Raw genomic sequence first — 16,207 nt, 5'->3', positions numbered from 1 at the left:
GCTAAAAATATTGAAATACGCTACCTTTTTCAACCAATACACATAAAAAAACTGCCATAATTTCTACTAAAAGCAAGACGACAAGAACAAAATTTCCGTCTTACTAGTAGAATTTAGCAGTTTTAGATTATCTATTATAACCAGCCTCAGTCTTTAATCAAGACCTATTACATTTAAGCTACTTACATCTTCACCAATGATAACAAGTTTTGCGGGCATTTTTACATACTCCGGAAGCCATTGGACCATACCATATGCATATTGAAACAGCATAGGATTTTTCACACCTTCAATTGGCACATAGCCTTTCATTCGATACACAGTTTCAGGTAATGTACGAACCCAATCCTCAAATTGTTCTTGCGTAAAGTCCACTTCCTTAAATTCAACTAATCTCGAGCCTAGATGCATCGATGCTATAGGAGCTTTCACAATATCTTGTTTATCCACTCGAACTGTTGCCTTTAAATCTTCTAACAAACGTAACGGCACTCGCCCATTTGTAGTTTGTAAAATAAAAGCATGAGGATTAAAGCCTTGTAGCTCGTAAACAACCTGAGCTTGCTCTGCATCTGTTAGTAGATCCATTTTATTAGCTAGTAATAAATGTGCGTGGCGGATTTGTTCCATAAATAAGGAGCGCACTTGTGGGGTTAATGTCTCTCGATCCATCCACAGCTTTGAGTCAGCAACCGTGACAATTCCTTTAATATTTAACTGTTCCGCGAATAACGGTGAATAGACGGCGTCTAATGCTTCAACAGGATGTGCAGCACCTGTTGTTTCAATAATCAGAACATCAAAGTCACTATCTAATAGAAGAGATTGAATTTGCGCTTCTGTTTTTTCAGCGCCAGAGCAGCAAATACAGCCCTCTAACATCTCCTTTAGCGGAATATCCTTTTCCACAGCCTGTGAGTCAAATGGTAGCTTTCCAAGTTCATTCATAATGACAGCGGGCTTTAATTTTTTTTCCTTCAGTTGACGAATAACATCCGTTAGCATGGATGTTTTTCCGCTACCTAAAAAGCCACTAAATAAATATACGTCCTTCACAATTATTACCTCCCATAAAAAAAGCTGTCGCAAAGGCAATTTGAGACGCCTGCTGCGACAGCTACTTTGTTAGTTTGTAGTTTACTCAGTTTTTGCTGGTGTACCAGTAAGCAGTTCTTTTGCTTTTAACAATTGAGGATCATCTGCTTTTATTTTAGCACGTAATGCATCCATTAAAGCATACGTTGTATCGCCCGTTAAAACACCAGTCTCTTCAAGACCACTTGCAGCTTGCAGTTTTTTCACTGCACGTTCTGTGCGTTGTTCAAAAATGCCATCTGCTTTACCAGGCTCGTATCCTAGAACTTCTAACATCTCTTGTGCCGCTTTTACAGAGTTAGACTGCATGCCCTTTTTCATTTCCATAGATGGATCTAAGAATGGTAATGATGCATAAGTTGGGTATGACACTTTAACATCTGGAACAATACCTTTTTCGTGAATCCAGTTTCCATTTGGTGTTAGCCATTTACCTGTTGTTAATTTAAGGTTAGAGCCATCTTTTAATGGTGTGACATTTTGCACTGTACCTTTACCAAACGAAGTTTCTCCTACTATTTTAGCACCTGCTGATTCTTTTAATGCACCAGCTAATATTTCAGAAGCAGAAGCACTGCCGCTATCAACAAGAACTGTCACTGGAACATTGTATTTTTTACCAGCAATAGCATTTGTAATTTTCGGCTCTTCATCTTTTTGTTGCACTTGTACAATCGTTTTACCTTCTGGAACAAATAAATTCGAAATTTCTACTGCCGCATCTAGGTAGCCACCAGGATTTTGACGCACATCTACTACGATACCTTTTAAGCCTTTACCTTCGTAATCCGCAAGAATCTTCTCAAATTCTTTTGCTGTATTTTCACTAAATGACGTTATTTGAATATGGGCAATACCCCCTTCAAGCATTTCACCGTAAACCGTTTCAACCGGTATTTCATCACGGACAATTGTCATATTAAGTGGCTCAGCGTTTCCTTCTCGTTTCACGGTTAATTTTACAGGTGTACCTTTTTCACCGCGAATACGAGCTACCGCTTCAGATGCACTTAACCCATGAATACTTTTTCCATCAACAGTTAAGATAATATCTTTCGGTAATAGCCCTGCCTTTTCAGCAGGTGAATTTTTAATAGGTGACACAACTGTAATTGAGCCGTTACGCTCTTGAATTTCCGCACCAATTCCTTGGAAACTAGAAGACAATCCAGATTTAAATTGATCTGCTTCTTCCTTCACCATAAAATCAGAATACGGATCACCTAAAGCGTCAAACATGCCATTGATAGCGCCATCGACCACTTTTGAATCGTCGATATCTTTGTAATAGTTGTTTTTCAGTAAATCATAGGCTTCGTATAATTTTGAAAATTCTGCACGCCCAGTAGGTACTTTCACTTCAACTACTTTCTTTTCTCCGAATGTTAACGCAAATATCGTTAAGCCTGCAGTAATAAGGATCGTAAAGAACATCAGCATGATAAATTTAAACGGTTTCATTTTTATAAATTGTCCTGCTGGTTTTACTTCAGTAGGGGGTGTTTGTTCCGGCTGCTGTTCTATACTATCTTTTTTCTGTTCATCCATCTTGATTGTCACCACTCTCATATACACTAACTTGATGTCACACTATTACCATCTTAACAGGTTATAGAGAAGACGAAAAGAAAAAGACTGTCAAAAATTATGACAAATCTTTTCCTACAACAATCTTCAAAAAATCCATCATTTTAAAGCAACTTTTCATTTGAATCGCTATTTTGTTAAGCACTTTATTCTATGTAGGTGTATTGCTTTAGATTTTCTAATTTAAAGGTGCCTAAGTAGCACTTTCTATAGGCACCTCTGTTATCTGCTAAGTTGTAGGTATATAATGGTACTGCTTTTCTATTTTACTCGTTTCCTCGAAGCAGTCAACTAAAATCCTCATAGAATATTAGAAATTATACATCCTCTTCTGCATCTTTAATATAAGTAACTTGCGCCAATTTATCATTTTTTATTTTATTTACTGCCTTTTTCACTGTATTAATCCCTGTAAAAGTTCCTGTTTTAATTCGATAGTTTGCACCGTCTTGCTCAATGTAAACAAGCCAGCCGAATGTTGTTTTCATCACATGTGCTGCGCTTTTTGCTGCTTTAAGGGTACTATACGTTCCCGTTAAAATACGATATTTTTGTGTTTCTACTGGAGGATTTTGAATATCTTCAGCGCTTTTTACCATTTCAATAAAATATGACCAAGGTACTTTTCCAGCTCGAATATTCCGAGGGCAATTTTTCCCACTAAAATAATTGTGTTGAACAATATTTTGAGTTGCTATATTTTCATCTTTTATTATTTTTGCGATAAGACTCGCAGCATTTTCTACAGCTTTAATATAGTCACCATCACTATTTACGCAAATTTCTACTTGTATTCCTTGACTATTACCGACATATGTTCCTGCTCCCCAGCATTCCCAAAAATGTTCAAAAGATTGTACTGCTTCCTTATCATCCACTTGCCAATGCCAGCTAGCTTGCCTGCTGTTGCCATCTATTTGTAGACGGGCATGGGCATCGGCATCAGCTCCATTGTTCGTATTATCGGTTTCATGAACGACAATATACTTTTTTGCATTATTTTTACCATTTGTTATTTTGATTGCTTGCGAAACAGAAACTAGTTTTTGGCGAATTGTTACCAAAGGTTTTCCCTCCCTTCTCTTTAATGTAAAAAGCAGGATTATTGAAATTTAATCAAACTATCTTCATATTCGCAGATTAAAGATAGATATTAAATTTACTATATATTAAATACCCTAATAACCACATATTCACACTTAAAATTTACTAATGTTTAGTTTGGTTTGAACTGAGCTGTTTTTATGTAAGTTCTCTTAATTTTTTTATAACAGAATGTACTGTTAGCCTATGAAAAGTAAGAAGCTGCCCCTTATAAATGACAGAAAAAATACCATACGGGGTTGGTGAAAGTTGCATCATCTCTTCTCTATCTTTAAGATCAATAAGTTCAACCGGTATATTCAATTTATTTGCACCAGCTATAATATTTTCTGTTGCAATTTCGACATATGGACATTGGAATGAACGTAAAATCGTTAAGTTGCTAAATTTTTTTAATCTTTCTTCCCAGTCATTCGGAAAATATGGCTGTTTGGATTCGTTACTCAATGGGTAGACAAGTAATTCAAAATCATATAGCGCCGTATCAATAAGTTGAAAATCGTTGTTCATAAAAATCTCTTTACTTGGCGCCCAAGATGTTTTTGAATTCGAAATAACAACAACACCTTTTTTTGCGAGCTTTTTTGCATCTTCTAAACATTTATTGATTAATCGAGTACCATAACCTTTCCCGATTTCACTTACCCATAAACAATGAATCACTAAATAACCATCGGCATGAACCACTCTTGAGGAATATTCAGCTTCTGTATATTCAATAAAGCCTACTTGTTTTTTATTGTCGATTACTTGCACATATTTCATGCCTTCTTCGAATCTATTGTTCAGCCATTTATTCTTATTTAAATATCCAGATGATTTCTTCTTACTTCTAAGACAATAACTCCCAATACCTTCTAAAAGCTCATTATTAATTTCTACTAATTCAATCTTACACAATGCCAATCCCCTCCTATTAAGGTAATTATACCTTTTTTTGTTTAAGCGTTTTAAGTCACTTAAGAAGAAAGGGCTGTACTAAAGTGAATGTGAAAAATTATTATAATAAGTGAAATGGAAAAATCATTTATAGAAATAAAAAAATCAGGCTAATTACACTTTAGCCCGATTTTCTCAATGGAAAATAATTTATTGAATTTTGTGTACTTTAAGCAAGACTAAATTGGTATAAACTGAAATTGAAAAAGTATATATTTTCTCATCATCAGAAACAGAAGATGCTATTTGTTATACATGTATTAGAATTAGTTCATTGGAGTGGAGGCTGGGCGCTTACATCCTGTAATAACACCTTCTTACCTAACATCCTGCTACTGCCGCTGCGTTGCACTCCGCTTTCGCACAGAAAACATTTATTGCCCTGACGTCCCTAGTAAAGCTCCCAGCCAACCCTACTTTATGGGAATAACTAATAGAATATTTTGTAAATGACACATATAGATGTAGTTTAAACACTACTGATACTTATTTATTTTTGCTATTGCCTTTATTACTTTGCACTTGGAGTAATTCAGAAACTGTGACAAATCGATATCCTTGTCTTTCAAGTTCAGGTATTATTTTTTCCATTGCTTTCACAGTTTGATGTCGATTTCCGCCTCCATCATGGAAAAGAACTATATTTCCTTCTTTTACACCGTTTAAGACAGTGTCAACAATTCTATTCGTACCTGGACTTTTCCAATCTAGAGTATCTAAATGCCATGACCACATAACAACTTTATATCCTTCTTTAGCAATCGCTTCAATCATTGCATCCGAATACTGGCCTTCAACAGGTCGGAATAAAGTAGGTTTAAATCCTGTGATGTTCTGAATGGTATCATTCGTTTGGTTTATCTCCTTAAGTAAATTAGAGACATTTGTTCTTAGGGGATGCGAAAATGTATGATTAGCTAGTTCGTGTCCTTCGTTATACATTCTTGCTATTACCTCAGGATTTTTTTCTGCATTTTGACCAACAATAAAAAAAGTTGCTTTCGCATTGTATTTGTCTAATACATCTAAAATCTGAGATGTGTACTTTCGATGTGGCCCATCATCAAAGGTAAGAGCAACAATTTTTTCATCCGTTTTGATCTCCCAAACAATTTGTCCTGCTTCTTCATAATACTTTCTTCCTTTATTTTCATATGTTGCTGCGCCAGCTTTTACATAATAAAAGGAAATAGTTAAAAGGCAAACAGACAACAAAAACAGACATTTTTTCAAATCTTCACTTCCTCAAATAAAATATTTAGTACCTTATTATTTGAGGAATGATAAAAAAAATGCTCTTTTTTGATTTTTTGTTACTGTGTATTCTTTGAAGCTAAAAAGAAGCGAATCATCCGAAAATTTACAGATTGTAGCTAAATGTTATCTTTGAAGGCACGTCCTAGAGTTTTATTAAAATCTGTTTTTTTAAATGATGTTCCAAATGTTCCAGATAATCTTGAATAAGCCATTTTAGAGTCATGAGTTCATTACTCTCAAAACCACATTTAAGGGTTAGATTTTCTTTAGGGATATTTTTAAGAACATTTATAATTTTTTTATTTAAGCTCACCCATAATTCCAATACTTCATCAATCGGTAATTCTTGATATCCTTGGATTTTTACCCACTGAACTTGATCATAAGGCGTTAGTATTAAGGGTTCCATATTGTATTGTATTTTAACAAACCTTCCCAAATTGTTAATGGCAGAGTCGCAAAGATGGCCTAATATCTCTTTTTTTGACCACTTTTGAGGTGATGGTCGTTGTGAAATCTCTGTTTCAGACATTTTACGGAATTCTTCAGGGACCGTATTTACCCATAAATCTAATTGATCAATAGTACTTTGCATATTTCCCACTCCCATTGTTTTATAAGGACTGATTTGTCCTACTTATAAAAACTTAAATAATAGTCTATTAATTTAATGACTTCGTATATTTTTTTATATTCTTTTTCAATTTTATAGGAAATAAACAATACAGCTACATTAAAACTCAAAACTGCTAAAGCAACGATTTGGACAAGTGAGATCCCAATCATCAGTTTAGTATTGATGGCAGAAGCAATTATTGTAATCAATGATAGGATAACACCACATAATGTAATATAAACTGGTTTAGATCTAATAATTTCATTTGCTTGCAATTTTAAAAGATCAAGTAAATATCGAATTTCTTTCAATTTATATTGTTGATCAAAAATCACGAAATATGACATATAAACATCGTTTGCTATATTTTCATTCAGTATATTTTTATGGATTTTTTTCACTAATCGATCACAAAAATCTTTATCTAATGCTTTTTCAGGTATGAATAGTTCCTCTTTATTTTCAAAAACATTTGTGCCGGGATGCTTCAAACCCCTCATCCTCTCATAGTGGATTACCTGATTTAATGACCGTATTATGAATAGAAAGCTTGTTTATAGTCAAAACATAGTCACCTTTAAATCTTTCAGACAATACAAGTATATGAAGGAACGGAAAGGTTGTATGTTATTTTCGACAAAATTTTATTGTTGTTTAGTATCTGTGGAGAACTTTTCGTAATATCATTCCGTTTTTTAGAAATTCCAAAAAACTACACATAAAAACCACCCGTTTTAGTGCAACGAAGTGGTCTAAATGAATTTCAAATTGGAAAATGAGTCATTTGAGCTTTTATTATCTTGCTTGGTCATCATAGTAAGCTTCATTAGCAGCCTTTTCATTATTACCTTTTAAATAAGCTAAAAGCATATCAGGACGTTTAAGTAACATCCAGTCTCCATAATGATCAAATCGTCTGCACGAAGTAATCATTCCATTTTTAATCGTTCCGTATTTTTTACCGTTCTTCTTGCCCCATTGTTTTAAACGTTTAGCAAAATCAGCATCTTCTGCCATTAACATATTTTCGTTAAAACCTTTTATTGCCTGAAAGTCTTTTTTATAACACCAAAAGATCCCTACAGAAATAAAACCATACTTAATCAATAAAGGAACAATTAATAGCATGGAAGATACTACTATACCTAAAGACATTCTTTCAAAATTTCCGTTCACGCCGCCTCCAATAAATTGATTGGAAGCTAGGTGCTTTTCAACCTCAGATAGCATGTGTTCTGTCATTCGAGTATCAGCATCAATTGTAATGAGAATATCACCTTTCGCTAACGCAGCTCCAGCATTTCTAATTTTGGATAAATTTTTATCGGTATTTTCTAATGTCACGCAATTGTAGGACTGTGCAATTTCTTTCGTTTTATCGGTACAACGATTTAGCACAACGATAACTTCTACTTGATCTTTATAAGGTTGTGCAGCCTTTGCAATTGACTTTAAACACTCACCTAAATAATTTTCTTCATTATGAGCAGGTATGATAACAGAAAATTTCACATCTTCATCAGGAACATTTTTTACAAATGGTGTGTTTTCCGACATATAAAATCTCCCCTTAATAATTATCTCTTGTTATTTTAATTAAAGTATACATTCATATATTCCATTTGAATTTTTTATTTTGGTTTTTTATGGATATTTCGGAACAACATTCACAATTTAGGCAAAAAAATAGAGTTGATTTTTGTAATTATCAACTCTTGTGTTATTTTATTTTTGGATTATTTTCATTAGAACTATTTTTATTTGATCTGCTCGAGATGAAAACTACAGTTGAGAAAATAAATATACCTGTACAGTAGCCACATTGTAATCCCCTTGCATTGTCCGTTTAAAAATTTGATGTTTGTGAGGATGAGGAATTGCATGATACAAGGGCTGTATAAAGGTCTATATGATGATTCATGTAATCACCTCCATTTAGATTCATCCGTTTATTAAATTGTTCAACGAATATTTTAGAATCCTTTAAACAAAGAACAAAGAGGCTGGGACATAACTAAATGGTTCCTTCATAAAGCCGAATAATCTCTAAATTAACAAAACACGATAAATAGAAAAACCGAACTATTCCGAAACACTTTATGAGCGTTTCATTGGATAGTTCGGTATTTTGTTGGCTGAAACACTTTTGTCTCAGCTTCTCTAAAATCAGATGGACTTAGCTTCCAAATGCGAAAATAAGCTCTGTCTCACAAGCTATTTCTCCGTCAACCGTTGCAACTCCACGTCCTTTACCAATGGCACCCTTTAAGCGAGTAATTTCCACTTCAAGACGCAGTTGATCACCAGGTTTAACTTGTTTTTTAAAGCGACAATTATCAATACCTGCTAGTAATCCAAGTCTACCTTGATTCCCTTCTTTAGTAAGCATAATAATTGCGCTTACTTGAGCTAAAGCCTCTACAATTAACACGCCAGGCATTACTGGATAATTAGGAAAATGTCCATTAAAAAATTCTTCATTTATCGTCACATTTTTAATTGCTACAGCGCTCTTGCCTTCCTCTAATTCCAAAACTCTATCCACTAAAAGAAATGGGTAACGATGTCTTAATACTTCTTGTATTTGTTGAATATCTAACATTTAATAACCTCCAAAGGATTTGTCACCTAATTCTAACACTAAATGTTAGTAGTTGGTACTATTAAAAAAGCCTTATCCCTAAGATATGACTTGTAAAAAATAACATACTAGAAATACTGCTACTCTTTACCACATTCGTAACATCTTCTATCCATATCATTTTCACCATAAATTCTAAGCTCTTTTTCTACACCACATTTTGTACATGGCTCAAAATAAATTTGTGGTAACACGCCCGCTTCTGCGAGAGGGACCCATTTTGTTTCATATAAATTTTTCGTCATGCCATAATCTAATAACATCAATTGACCATGCTCATCTTCGCCATAATTACTGCTATCTAAAAAGTCAAATCCATCATGAATTCGATCAATTTCTTCGATTGCTGCCTTTAAATTAGCGGATATACGCAAATCAGTTTTAAAATCTATGTCAAATTTTTCACCATTCACTAAAGGTAATGCTTGAACATATGGTTGTATTGAGATTTTTTCATCCAAATACAAAATAGGAGCTACGTAATTGGCTAATCCTTTCTCTTTTAATGCATGATGAATTTTTTGCTCATTTTGACTTTGTATAAAACCAATTTCATGTAGATGCTTTTTTATGACCCAATTTTTAAAACGAAACACCTTTCTAGTAGAACCTATCCCAACAAAATTTTGCGGAACCATTAGTTGATCTACGTTTCTAACGATTTCAATAATATTCTTCATTGTAACCCCTCCCTATGAACTATTTCCTACTAATCAAAAAAAGATATTACAAAAACAAGTAATATAAAAATCGCAACACCGAAATAGAGTAGGCTTACATACGTTTTTTTCCCTCTTTTCCATTCTCGAAAGCCTATTATGATAAAGTTAAGCACTAACAAAATCTGTAAAAAAGGCAACATAGTAAAATCTTCAGTTTTTAAGCAATACATACCAATGATCATAATGAAAACTATTAAAATAATATGTATGACCAAAGATAAATCGCATCTCTTTGTGTTCAATTTCTCACCTAAATCCTTTCACTATAATCCAATAATATATAATATTATACAAATATCAACAAATAATTTTCTGATTTTTATAAATAGTTACTTTTTAGAATTTCATTATCGACAGTCCTACAGAAGATAGAATATAATATTTCTTGCATTCATTAAGTCAATTTTATTATTCTCTTACTGAATGTTTAGTTTATTAGAATAGGATGGGTAAACATGTTATCTTTTATTGCAATAGTTCTTCTTTTATTTTTAATTCCTGGTCCCGCTGTTATCATTACCATTACGCAAACGTTGAAAGGTGGTAAAAAGAACGGTATTTTCACGGCACTAGGAATTGGACTAGGTGACTTAGTCCATACGTCAGCTGCTGTATTAGGTTTATCAGCAATTTTAATGAAGTCTGCAACTGCGTTTGAAGTAGTGAAATATATTGGTGTTGCATATCTTGTTTATTTAGGTATTCAAATGCTACTAACAAAACCACAAAAAATAGAAAAACCAACTGTTGAACAAAGTCCGGCAAGTACTTCGTTCCGACAAGGTTTTTTAGCGGAAATATTAAATCCAAAAACTGCATTATTTTTCTTAGCGTTTTTACCACAGTTTGTTCAACCTAATGGCCAATCCATCACTGTACAATTGTTGATTTTAGGAATTACATTTGTTGTGATGAGTGCTTTATATACTATTTTGTTAGCTATTATTACAAGCTTTATTGGCGAAAAAATCTTTACGAAAACATCAAACAATGGTTCTCGTTGGCTTGAAAAGGCTGTCGGTTTCGTTTATATAGGGCTAGGTGTTAAATTAGCCCTTCAAACTCAAAGTAGATAGTATTATAATTTCTTAGGGAGAACACGATAAAACGTGCTCTCCCTTTTTCTATCTCCAATGCTGGAGGTTATGAGATAGAAGGTAAAAAGGCACAGAGAGTTCTGTGCTTTTAATGTTATAAGCTGTATTTCTTTATTCCGCAATCTGGTCGTTAGCTGAATAAATTGATTATATAATTTCCGTTGAAAAATAAGATTAAGTCTCTAATTGCCCCAATACAAAAAATATAAAATAATAACTTGCAATTCACCTTTTTGTTAAATAGTTCCTTGTGTGCTTGTATAAATAACTCGTCAAACTTAAACCAACTTAATGTCCAACCAGCATAATCATCATTTCCATTTTCTGCCCCTGTTATATGAACCTTTTAGTAAATACATCTTTTTTGTTTATTGATATCTTAACTCTTTTGCACAACAACAGCTTTTGAAAACGGAAATGTATAAAAAAATTGCTTTATTTCAACGCGATTGGAAACTGAATTCAATATTTGAATGTATTCAGCTGTTTTACTGAAATCAGAAATGACTAATCGACCATTTGGGCTTAAAACTCTCCACATTTCTAAAATCGCCTTCCTTCTTCCTTCTACACTTTTAATGTTATGGACTACGAAGTTTGAGACAACAACATCGAAACTTCCGTCCGAAAATGGAAGTTCTCGAGCGTCTGCATCCACGATGTCGATTTCTGCCACACTTTCAGCAACTATATTAGCTTGGAGTTTAGCTTTTCCATTCCCTCCTAAATCCCATTTTGACCAAACATCAGTGGCTGTCACCTTACAACCCCTTTGAGATGCGGAAATAGCTAAAAGTCCACGACCTGTTCCCACATCAAGAAGTTCATCGCCTGATTTAGCTTGTGCAAGGCTCAAAATCACCTTTCTATGTGCGATTTTAATTGTTGTTGAATATGTAAACATCCATAGGCCCGTCACAAGACAAATCAAACCATAGCCCATTACAAACCCATTGACTGAACCAAACACACCCAAAGACGTAAATACCAGCCCGATAATAATTAAAAAGGCAACCCAAAACGGAGCGTCAACCCCATATCGCATAGTAATTTTCATTTATCTTGACCTCCTTTCCTACCCTGCATACGAAAAGCAATACTTAGTGTTTTCAATAAAATGACCCGTTTTTATATTTCCATATTATAACATCAATACCTTTTTATTTATAATGAAATTCATGTATAAACCTTTATTAATTGTATGTAACTGTCCTCCTTAAGTAGTTTATGTTCATTAGAAATATTAGATTTTCTAAAAGTATTGATTGTATTTGTTTATAATCGCATAAATCGCATATATTATTAATGTTTTTCTGTGGTAAAAAGACCGGTACATTTCATGTTGTAAAGTCGATATGTGCATCTAATAGCTGAGAAGTAATTCAACTTTATTCTGAAATTATGAATGTGATGTTAATGGAAATAAAGGTTGCTTTGTCCCGAAATTTATCATAGGTCGAATAAACAAAACATCGTCCTCAACTTCTATAATTTCAGATTCCGCATACTTACAATCAGGAATAAAATGAAAAATAATCCTTTTTATATCCGGGGATGTAATATAGCTTAAAACATCTGCTATATCAATTTTACAGCGACTAACAATATCAAAAATATGCAATTCCTTATCCTTTTTTTCGAACAAAACAATAACGTCTTCTTCTTCGATAAAATAAATTGAATGAGGAAATGCAATAAGAAAATAGAACATAAGTAAACTTTCATTATCTTTCACACCTAAAATCGACGATGTTGGAATTCTCTCCTTCGCATACAATTTCAATAAAGAAAAATCGTTTAAATTTTCAACATCTAATTTTCGGACCGCCGTCCCATTTGATTTTCTCTTTAAGCCAACAGCATTTAAGAAATATCTACTTTCTTGTACTCGTGAAAACCCAAATTTCGGATAAAAATCAAGGACTGTTTCATTCGCAAATAAATAGATGAATTTGTATTGCTTCTCATATTTATCAATGATGGCATCCATTAATTTTCTTGCTAAGCCTTTATTTCGATGATCCGGATGTGTCATTACTGTTCCAACTTGAATTGCTTTGTATTCTTTACCGTTTACAATGACAGTCATTTTACTTATAGATGCATTGGCAATAATTTTTTCTCCATCCATATATGAATAACAGATATATTGATCGTTCCAGCATCCTTTTTCATACCATTGCCTAAAATCTAAATCAAAAACTAACTTTGCTAATTCATTGAAACTTTCTCTATATTTTTGATTGTCCTTGTAATCATATACTAATTGATAATTTGTCATTAATACGCACCTTTCCTGGATTTGCTTTATTTTAAGTAAAATCTCTTCTTCTGAAATACAAAAAAGACTACAAGAAGAAATCCTTCTCTTAGTCAAATTTAAGTTCAAAATAAATCTCTCCCACCTGACAGGCAATTGGACAAACTGAAAAAGTGCCTTTATAAGCTATATTCACCAATAGAATTTCAAAAGCACTTAATACTTCTCACCACAAACATCATATCAGTTTAATTTATCACAACATTTTTATGGATACTTTTGTAAATAATAATATAAGGTTTTAGCTCACTATTACAATTTTTATGTAAAAGCTTATAGACCAATAACAGATACAAGTCTATAAGCTAGTTATTGCATTATTGTTTTGGTGTATTTGCGGTAAGTGGATTGCTGTTTGCTACTAATTGTACTGGTGTCGTGCCTTGCTGATTAGATTGTACCATTGGTTGTGTGTTGTCGACATTTGCCATCCCAAAGTGTCTCACCACACCATAAATAGTAGCGGCACCAATAATTCCCCATGTTAAAAATCTCACTGATGATTTGCCTCCTTTCACTTTTAAATAGTTTAAAACAGCATTAGTATTGGATATCCTATGCGGTTTATACTGGGTCAGCTTTATGAGTTTTTTTAAAAGCCCCTCTTTTTACACATATTAGGATCATCACCAAATGTTGTGGATGACATTTGTTAAAACTTATGTCATGCATATAGTTGATTGGAGTGGAGACTGGGGGACTCCTTGGGGATTAGCGATAGAGGAACGAAGGCTAAAAGCATCACATGTGGAGTTTCTTAAAAGCACAATTTCGGAAGAAAAATATTTTTATTGCTGAAATAGATAACAGTATCGTTGGCTTTTTGCTAATTCAAGAATTTAACTCCTCCTTATTCTTGTATCGTTCAGCATAGTTATGCATATATAATGGATGTAATTGTTGGAGGTCAATACCAAAGCAAAGGCATTGGGTCAGTATTGTTACTAGAGGCAAAAAAATGGGCAATAAATCGTAAACTAGACTACTTGGAGTTAAATGTATTAGCAGAAAATATTGGCGCTATTAACTTGTATAACAAACATGGATTTAAAGAAATGTGCCATACTATGCGCTTAGAATATTAAAAACTGAACAAACTGGAAAAACAGATAACTAATGTTGTCTGTTTTTCTATAAAAAGAGCATCCTCTATGGGACTCTCTCTAAAAAACAATCAATAATGTTTATTAAAAAAACCAATAATAACGTTATTTATTTTTTCTAAATAATCCTCTGAAGGGAAATGTCCCATATTAAATGATTGAAAAATAGTCAAATTTGGTATGACTTGTTCAGCTCTTTTTTTTATTTTCTTTTCCGGAAAGAAAATATCCTGTTCTCCAGCGATAATTAATGTAGGTGAAACATAATTTTCTAATTCTTTTCTAACTGTTAATTTAGGCATCTCTTGCTCTAATTTGACATAACGAAAAATATCTCCAATAATCTGCCGATCCATCTCTTTCATGCAATTGGCAGACATTCTATCGGTAATTTTCTCAAGATACTTGGCTGACGAAGAATTTTTAAACAACAGCAAAGGGAATAAGATATGTTGAATCATCTCCGTTTTGGAGCCAAGTTTTAATCCAGCAGGAGAAACAAGCACAGCACAATCAATCCTATTTGGCATATAGGTAGCTAACCTTAAAATGATACCCGCTCCGTACGATGGCCCTAAGAAAGCACATTTCTTAATATTAAAATAATCCATCAACTCAGCTATCCATTGTGCAAAGCTATTATCTTTTGCTGAAATTCTCTTTTGCTCACTATATCCTGGATGACCAATCGTATCCGGCGCATAAATTCTATACTTTTGTATTAGCGGCTTAAACCAGGATAATGTCATCGGATTAATGCAATTCCCACCTTGAAAAACAAACAATGGCTTCCCTTCTTTTGGACCCGCTATTAGCACATGTGTTTTTCCAATGGATGTATCCACAAAAGCTCTTTCAACTTCAAAATCAAATGAATTTAAATACTGTTCATAGTGCTTTAAAATAGCCAATCTACCTTTTTCACTGTTATAAATAGAATGCTTCATAAGACCCCTCCTACACTAATTTTACAAGATTTAGCTATAATTAAAATCGCTTTTTATTTAAAATATGTATTTTTCACCATTCTCCGGCACAAATACATGAGCAGCAACTCTTCTTTCGTTGATAAAGCTTCTTAAAACCGCTCTTGATAATGTCCAATGATTGACCGCTTCCATATAATTGCTATCTTCTTGAATGTAGATTCCCGTGAAACGGTGTATTAGATTGAATTCTAGTCGATTTAAATAAGCATGCAAACTATAAATTATCAATAGACCTTAGAAAATAGTGAGATACCAGGATCTCTCTGGATTGCCTGGTATTTTTCAATTGCTAAACGTAACTATAAAGCTATTCAATTCTCCACTTTTACATAAACACTACCAAATAACTTCCCATCAATATAGGCATCCAGCATCCACATACCGCCTATTGGAAAAGTCATATTTGTAGAAGCATGGTTATCTGCCCCGCTGTTCGGTCCAAGTAACTTAACATCTTTAACCAACTTAACTGCTTTATGCGTTAATTGGTAGGTACCCTTTACATTAAGAAAGTCTCCTATTTTGTCGCCCTCTCCCCAAAAGTGCCAGCCGTATTTTCAGTTTTGCTAGCAAATATTTTTTCCTCTTTACTATGCGTGAATCCTAATAATTGCGGTTCACCAATCAAGGTTAAATTTCCAGATGTAAAATACTCGCTTTCTTTTCACTCATTTTCCTTGGCTAGAACTTCTCCAACAAGATTCGAGTTTTTATCCTGTTGAATTATGCGTTGGATT

The 16,207-nt window shown here is 33.5% G+C and carries 16 protein-coding genes; 2 read left to right on the top strand and 14 right to left on the bottom strand.

The annotated features are described in order from the left end of the window. Nucleotides 1–153: 153 nt before the first annotated feature. The 10 genes from ACQKNC_RS07950 to ACQKNC_RS07905 all read right to left on the bottom strand — a co-directional run bounded on the left by ACQKNC_RS07950 (nucleotide 154) and on the right by ACQKNC_RS07905 (nucleotide 9,919). Nucleotides 154–1,056, bottom strand: a complete 903-nt coding sequence (locus ACQKNC_RS07950; RefSeq protein WP_427424303.1) for a CobW family GTP-binding protein — start codon at nucleotides 1,054–1,056, stop codon at nucleotides 154–156. A gap of 81 nt (nucleotides 1,057–1,137) precedes the next feature. Beyond that, nucleotides 1,138–2,643, bottom strand: a complete 1,506-nt coding sequence (locus ACQKNC_RS07945) for a S41 family peptidase (RefSeq protein WP_427424302.1) — start codon at nucleotides 2,641–2,643, stop codon at nucleotides 1,138–1,140. A 356-nt stretch (nucleotides 2,644–2,999) separates the two neighbouring features. Next, nucleotides 3,000–3,746: a peptidoglycan recognition protein family protein gene (locus ACQKNC_RS07940; protein ID WP_427424301.1), complete on the bottom strand. Its 747-nt coding sequence runs from the start codon at nucleotides 3,744–3,746 to the stop codon at nucleotides 3,000–3,002. Nucleotides 3,747–3,924: 178 nt separating this feature from the next. Beyond that, nucleotides 3,925–4,686: a GNAT family N-acetyltransferase gene (locus tag ACQKNC_RS07935; protein WP_427424300.1), complete on the bottom strand. Its 762-nt coding sequence runs from the start codon at nucleotides 4,684–4,686 to the stop codon at nucleotides 3,925–3,927. Between the two features lie 525 nt (nucleotides 4,687–5,211). Beyond that, nucleotides 5,212–5,958: a polysaccharide deacetylase family protein gene (locus tag ACQKNC_RS07930; protein WP_427424299.1), complete on the bottom strand. Its 747-nt coding sequence runs from the start codon at nucleotides 5,956–5,958 to the stop codon at nucleotides 5,212–5,214. Nucleotides 5,959–6,124: 166 nt separating this feature from the next. After that, complete coding sequence (locus ACQKNC_RS07925) at nucleotides 6,125–6,577, bottom strand: DinB family protein (protein ID WP_427424298.1); 453 nt, start codon at nucleotides 6,575–6,577, stop codon at nucleotides 6,125–6,127. 38 nt (nucleotides 6,578–6,615) lie between these two features. Next, the gene (locus tag ACQKNC_RS07920) at nucleotides 6,616–7,089 is read right to left on the bottom strand and encodes a hydroxymyristoyl-ACP dehydratase (protein ID WP_427424297.1); all 474 of its coding nucleotides are present in this window, start codon (nucleotides 7,087–7,089) and stop codon (nucleotides 6,616–6,618) included. Between the two features lie 304 nt (nucleotides 7,090–7,393). After that, entirely contained in the window at nucleotides 7,394–8,155 is a 762-nt protein-coding gene (locus tag ACQKNC_RS07915) for a glycosyltransferase (RefSeq protein ID WP_427424296.1), read from the bottom strand. A gap of 619 nt (nucleotides 8,156–8,774) precedes the next feature. Then, complete coding sequence (gene fabZ, locus ACQKNC_RS07910; protein ID WP_427424295.1) at nucleotides 8,775–9,200, bottom strand: 3-hydroxyacyl-ACP dehydratase FabZ; 426 nt, start codon at nucleotides 9,198–9,200, stop codon at nucleotides 8,775–8,777. A 119-nt stretch (nucleotides 9,201–9,319) separates the two neighbouring features. Next, nucleotides 9,320–9,919 carry a protein kinase gene (locus ACQKNC_RS07905; protein ID WP_427424294.1) on the bottom strand — a complete coding sequence of 200 codons (600 nt, stop codon included), beginning with the start codon at nucleotides 9,917–9,919 and terminating at the stop codon, nucleotides 9,320–9,322. Nucleotides 9,920–10,416: 497 nt separating this feature from the next. Here ACQKNC_RS07905 and ACQKNC_RS07900 point away from each other — a divergent pair, with 497 nt between their 5' ends. Next, nucleotides 10,417–11,037: a LysE family translocator gene (locus ACQKNC_RS07900; protein WP_427424293.1), complete on the top strand. Its 621-nt coding sequence runs from the start codon at nucleotides 10,417–10,419 to the stop codon at nucleotides 11,035–11,037. 400 nt (nucleotides 11,038–11,437) lie between these two features. Here ACQKNC_RS07900 and ACQKNC_RS07895 read toward each other — a convergent pair whose 3' ends face one another. The 3 genes from ACQKNC_RS07895 to ACQKNC_RS07885 all read right to left on the bottom strand — a co-directional run bounded on the left by ACQKNC_RS07895 (nucleotide 11,438) and on the right by ACQKNC_RS07885 (nucleotide 13,875). Then, nucleotides 11,438–12,115: a class I SAM-dependent methyltransferase gene (locus ACQKNC_RS07895; RefSeq protein ID WP_427424292.1), complete on the bottom strand. Its 678-nt coding sequence runs from the start codon at nucleotides 12,113–12,115 to the stop codon at nucleotides 11,438–11,440. Nucleotides 12,116–12,457: 342 nt separating this feature from the next. Then, complete coding sequence (locus ACQKNC_RS07890) at nucleotides 12,458–13,339, bottom strand: GNAT family N-acetyltransferase (protein WP_427424291.1); 882 nt, start codon at nucleotides 13,337–13,339, stop codon at nucleotides 12,458–12,460. Between the two features lie 356 nt (nucleotides 13,340–13,695). Then, nucleotides 13,696–13,875: a hypothetical protein gene (locus ACQKNC_RS07885; protein WP_427424290.1), complete on the bottom strand. Its 180-nt coding sequence runs from the start codon at nucleotides 13,873–13,875 to the stop codon at nucleotides 13,696–13,698. A 390-nt stretch (nucleotides 13,876–14,265) separates the two neighbouring features. On the opposite strand from ACQKNC_RS07885, the gene ACQKNC_RS07880 reads away from it, so the two are divergent. Continuing rightward, nucleotides 14,266–14,463, top strand: coding sequence for an N-acetyltransferase family protein (locus ACQKNC_RS07880; RefSeq protein WP_427424289.1), 198 nt, complete (start codon nucleotides 14,266–14,268; stop codon nucleotides 14,461–14,463). A gap of 89 nt (nucleotides 14,464–14,552) precedes the next feature. Here ACQKNC_RS07880 and ACQKNC_RS07875 read toward each other — a convergent pair whose 3' ends face one another. Continuing rightward, a complete protein-coding gene (locus tag ACQKNC_RS07875; RefSeq protein WP_427424288.1) occupies nucleotides 14,553–15,428 on the bottom strand; it encodes an alpha/beta fold hydrolase in 876 nt (291 codons plus the stop codon). Nucleotides 15,429–16,207 lie beyond the last annotated feature (779 nt).

It is taken from the genome of Lysinibacillus sp. NPDC094177, from assembly GCF_050279145.1.
Taxonomy (GTDB): domain Bacteria; phylum Bacillota; class Bacilli; order Bacillales_A; family Planococcaceae; genus Lysinibacillus.
Note: the sequence above shows the minus strand (reverse complement) of the source record. Positions and strands in the feature narration are given on the sequence as shown.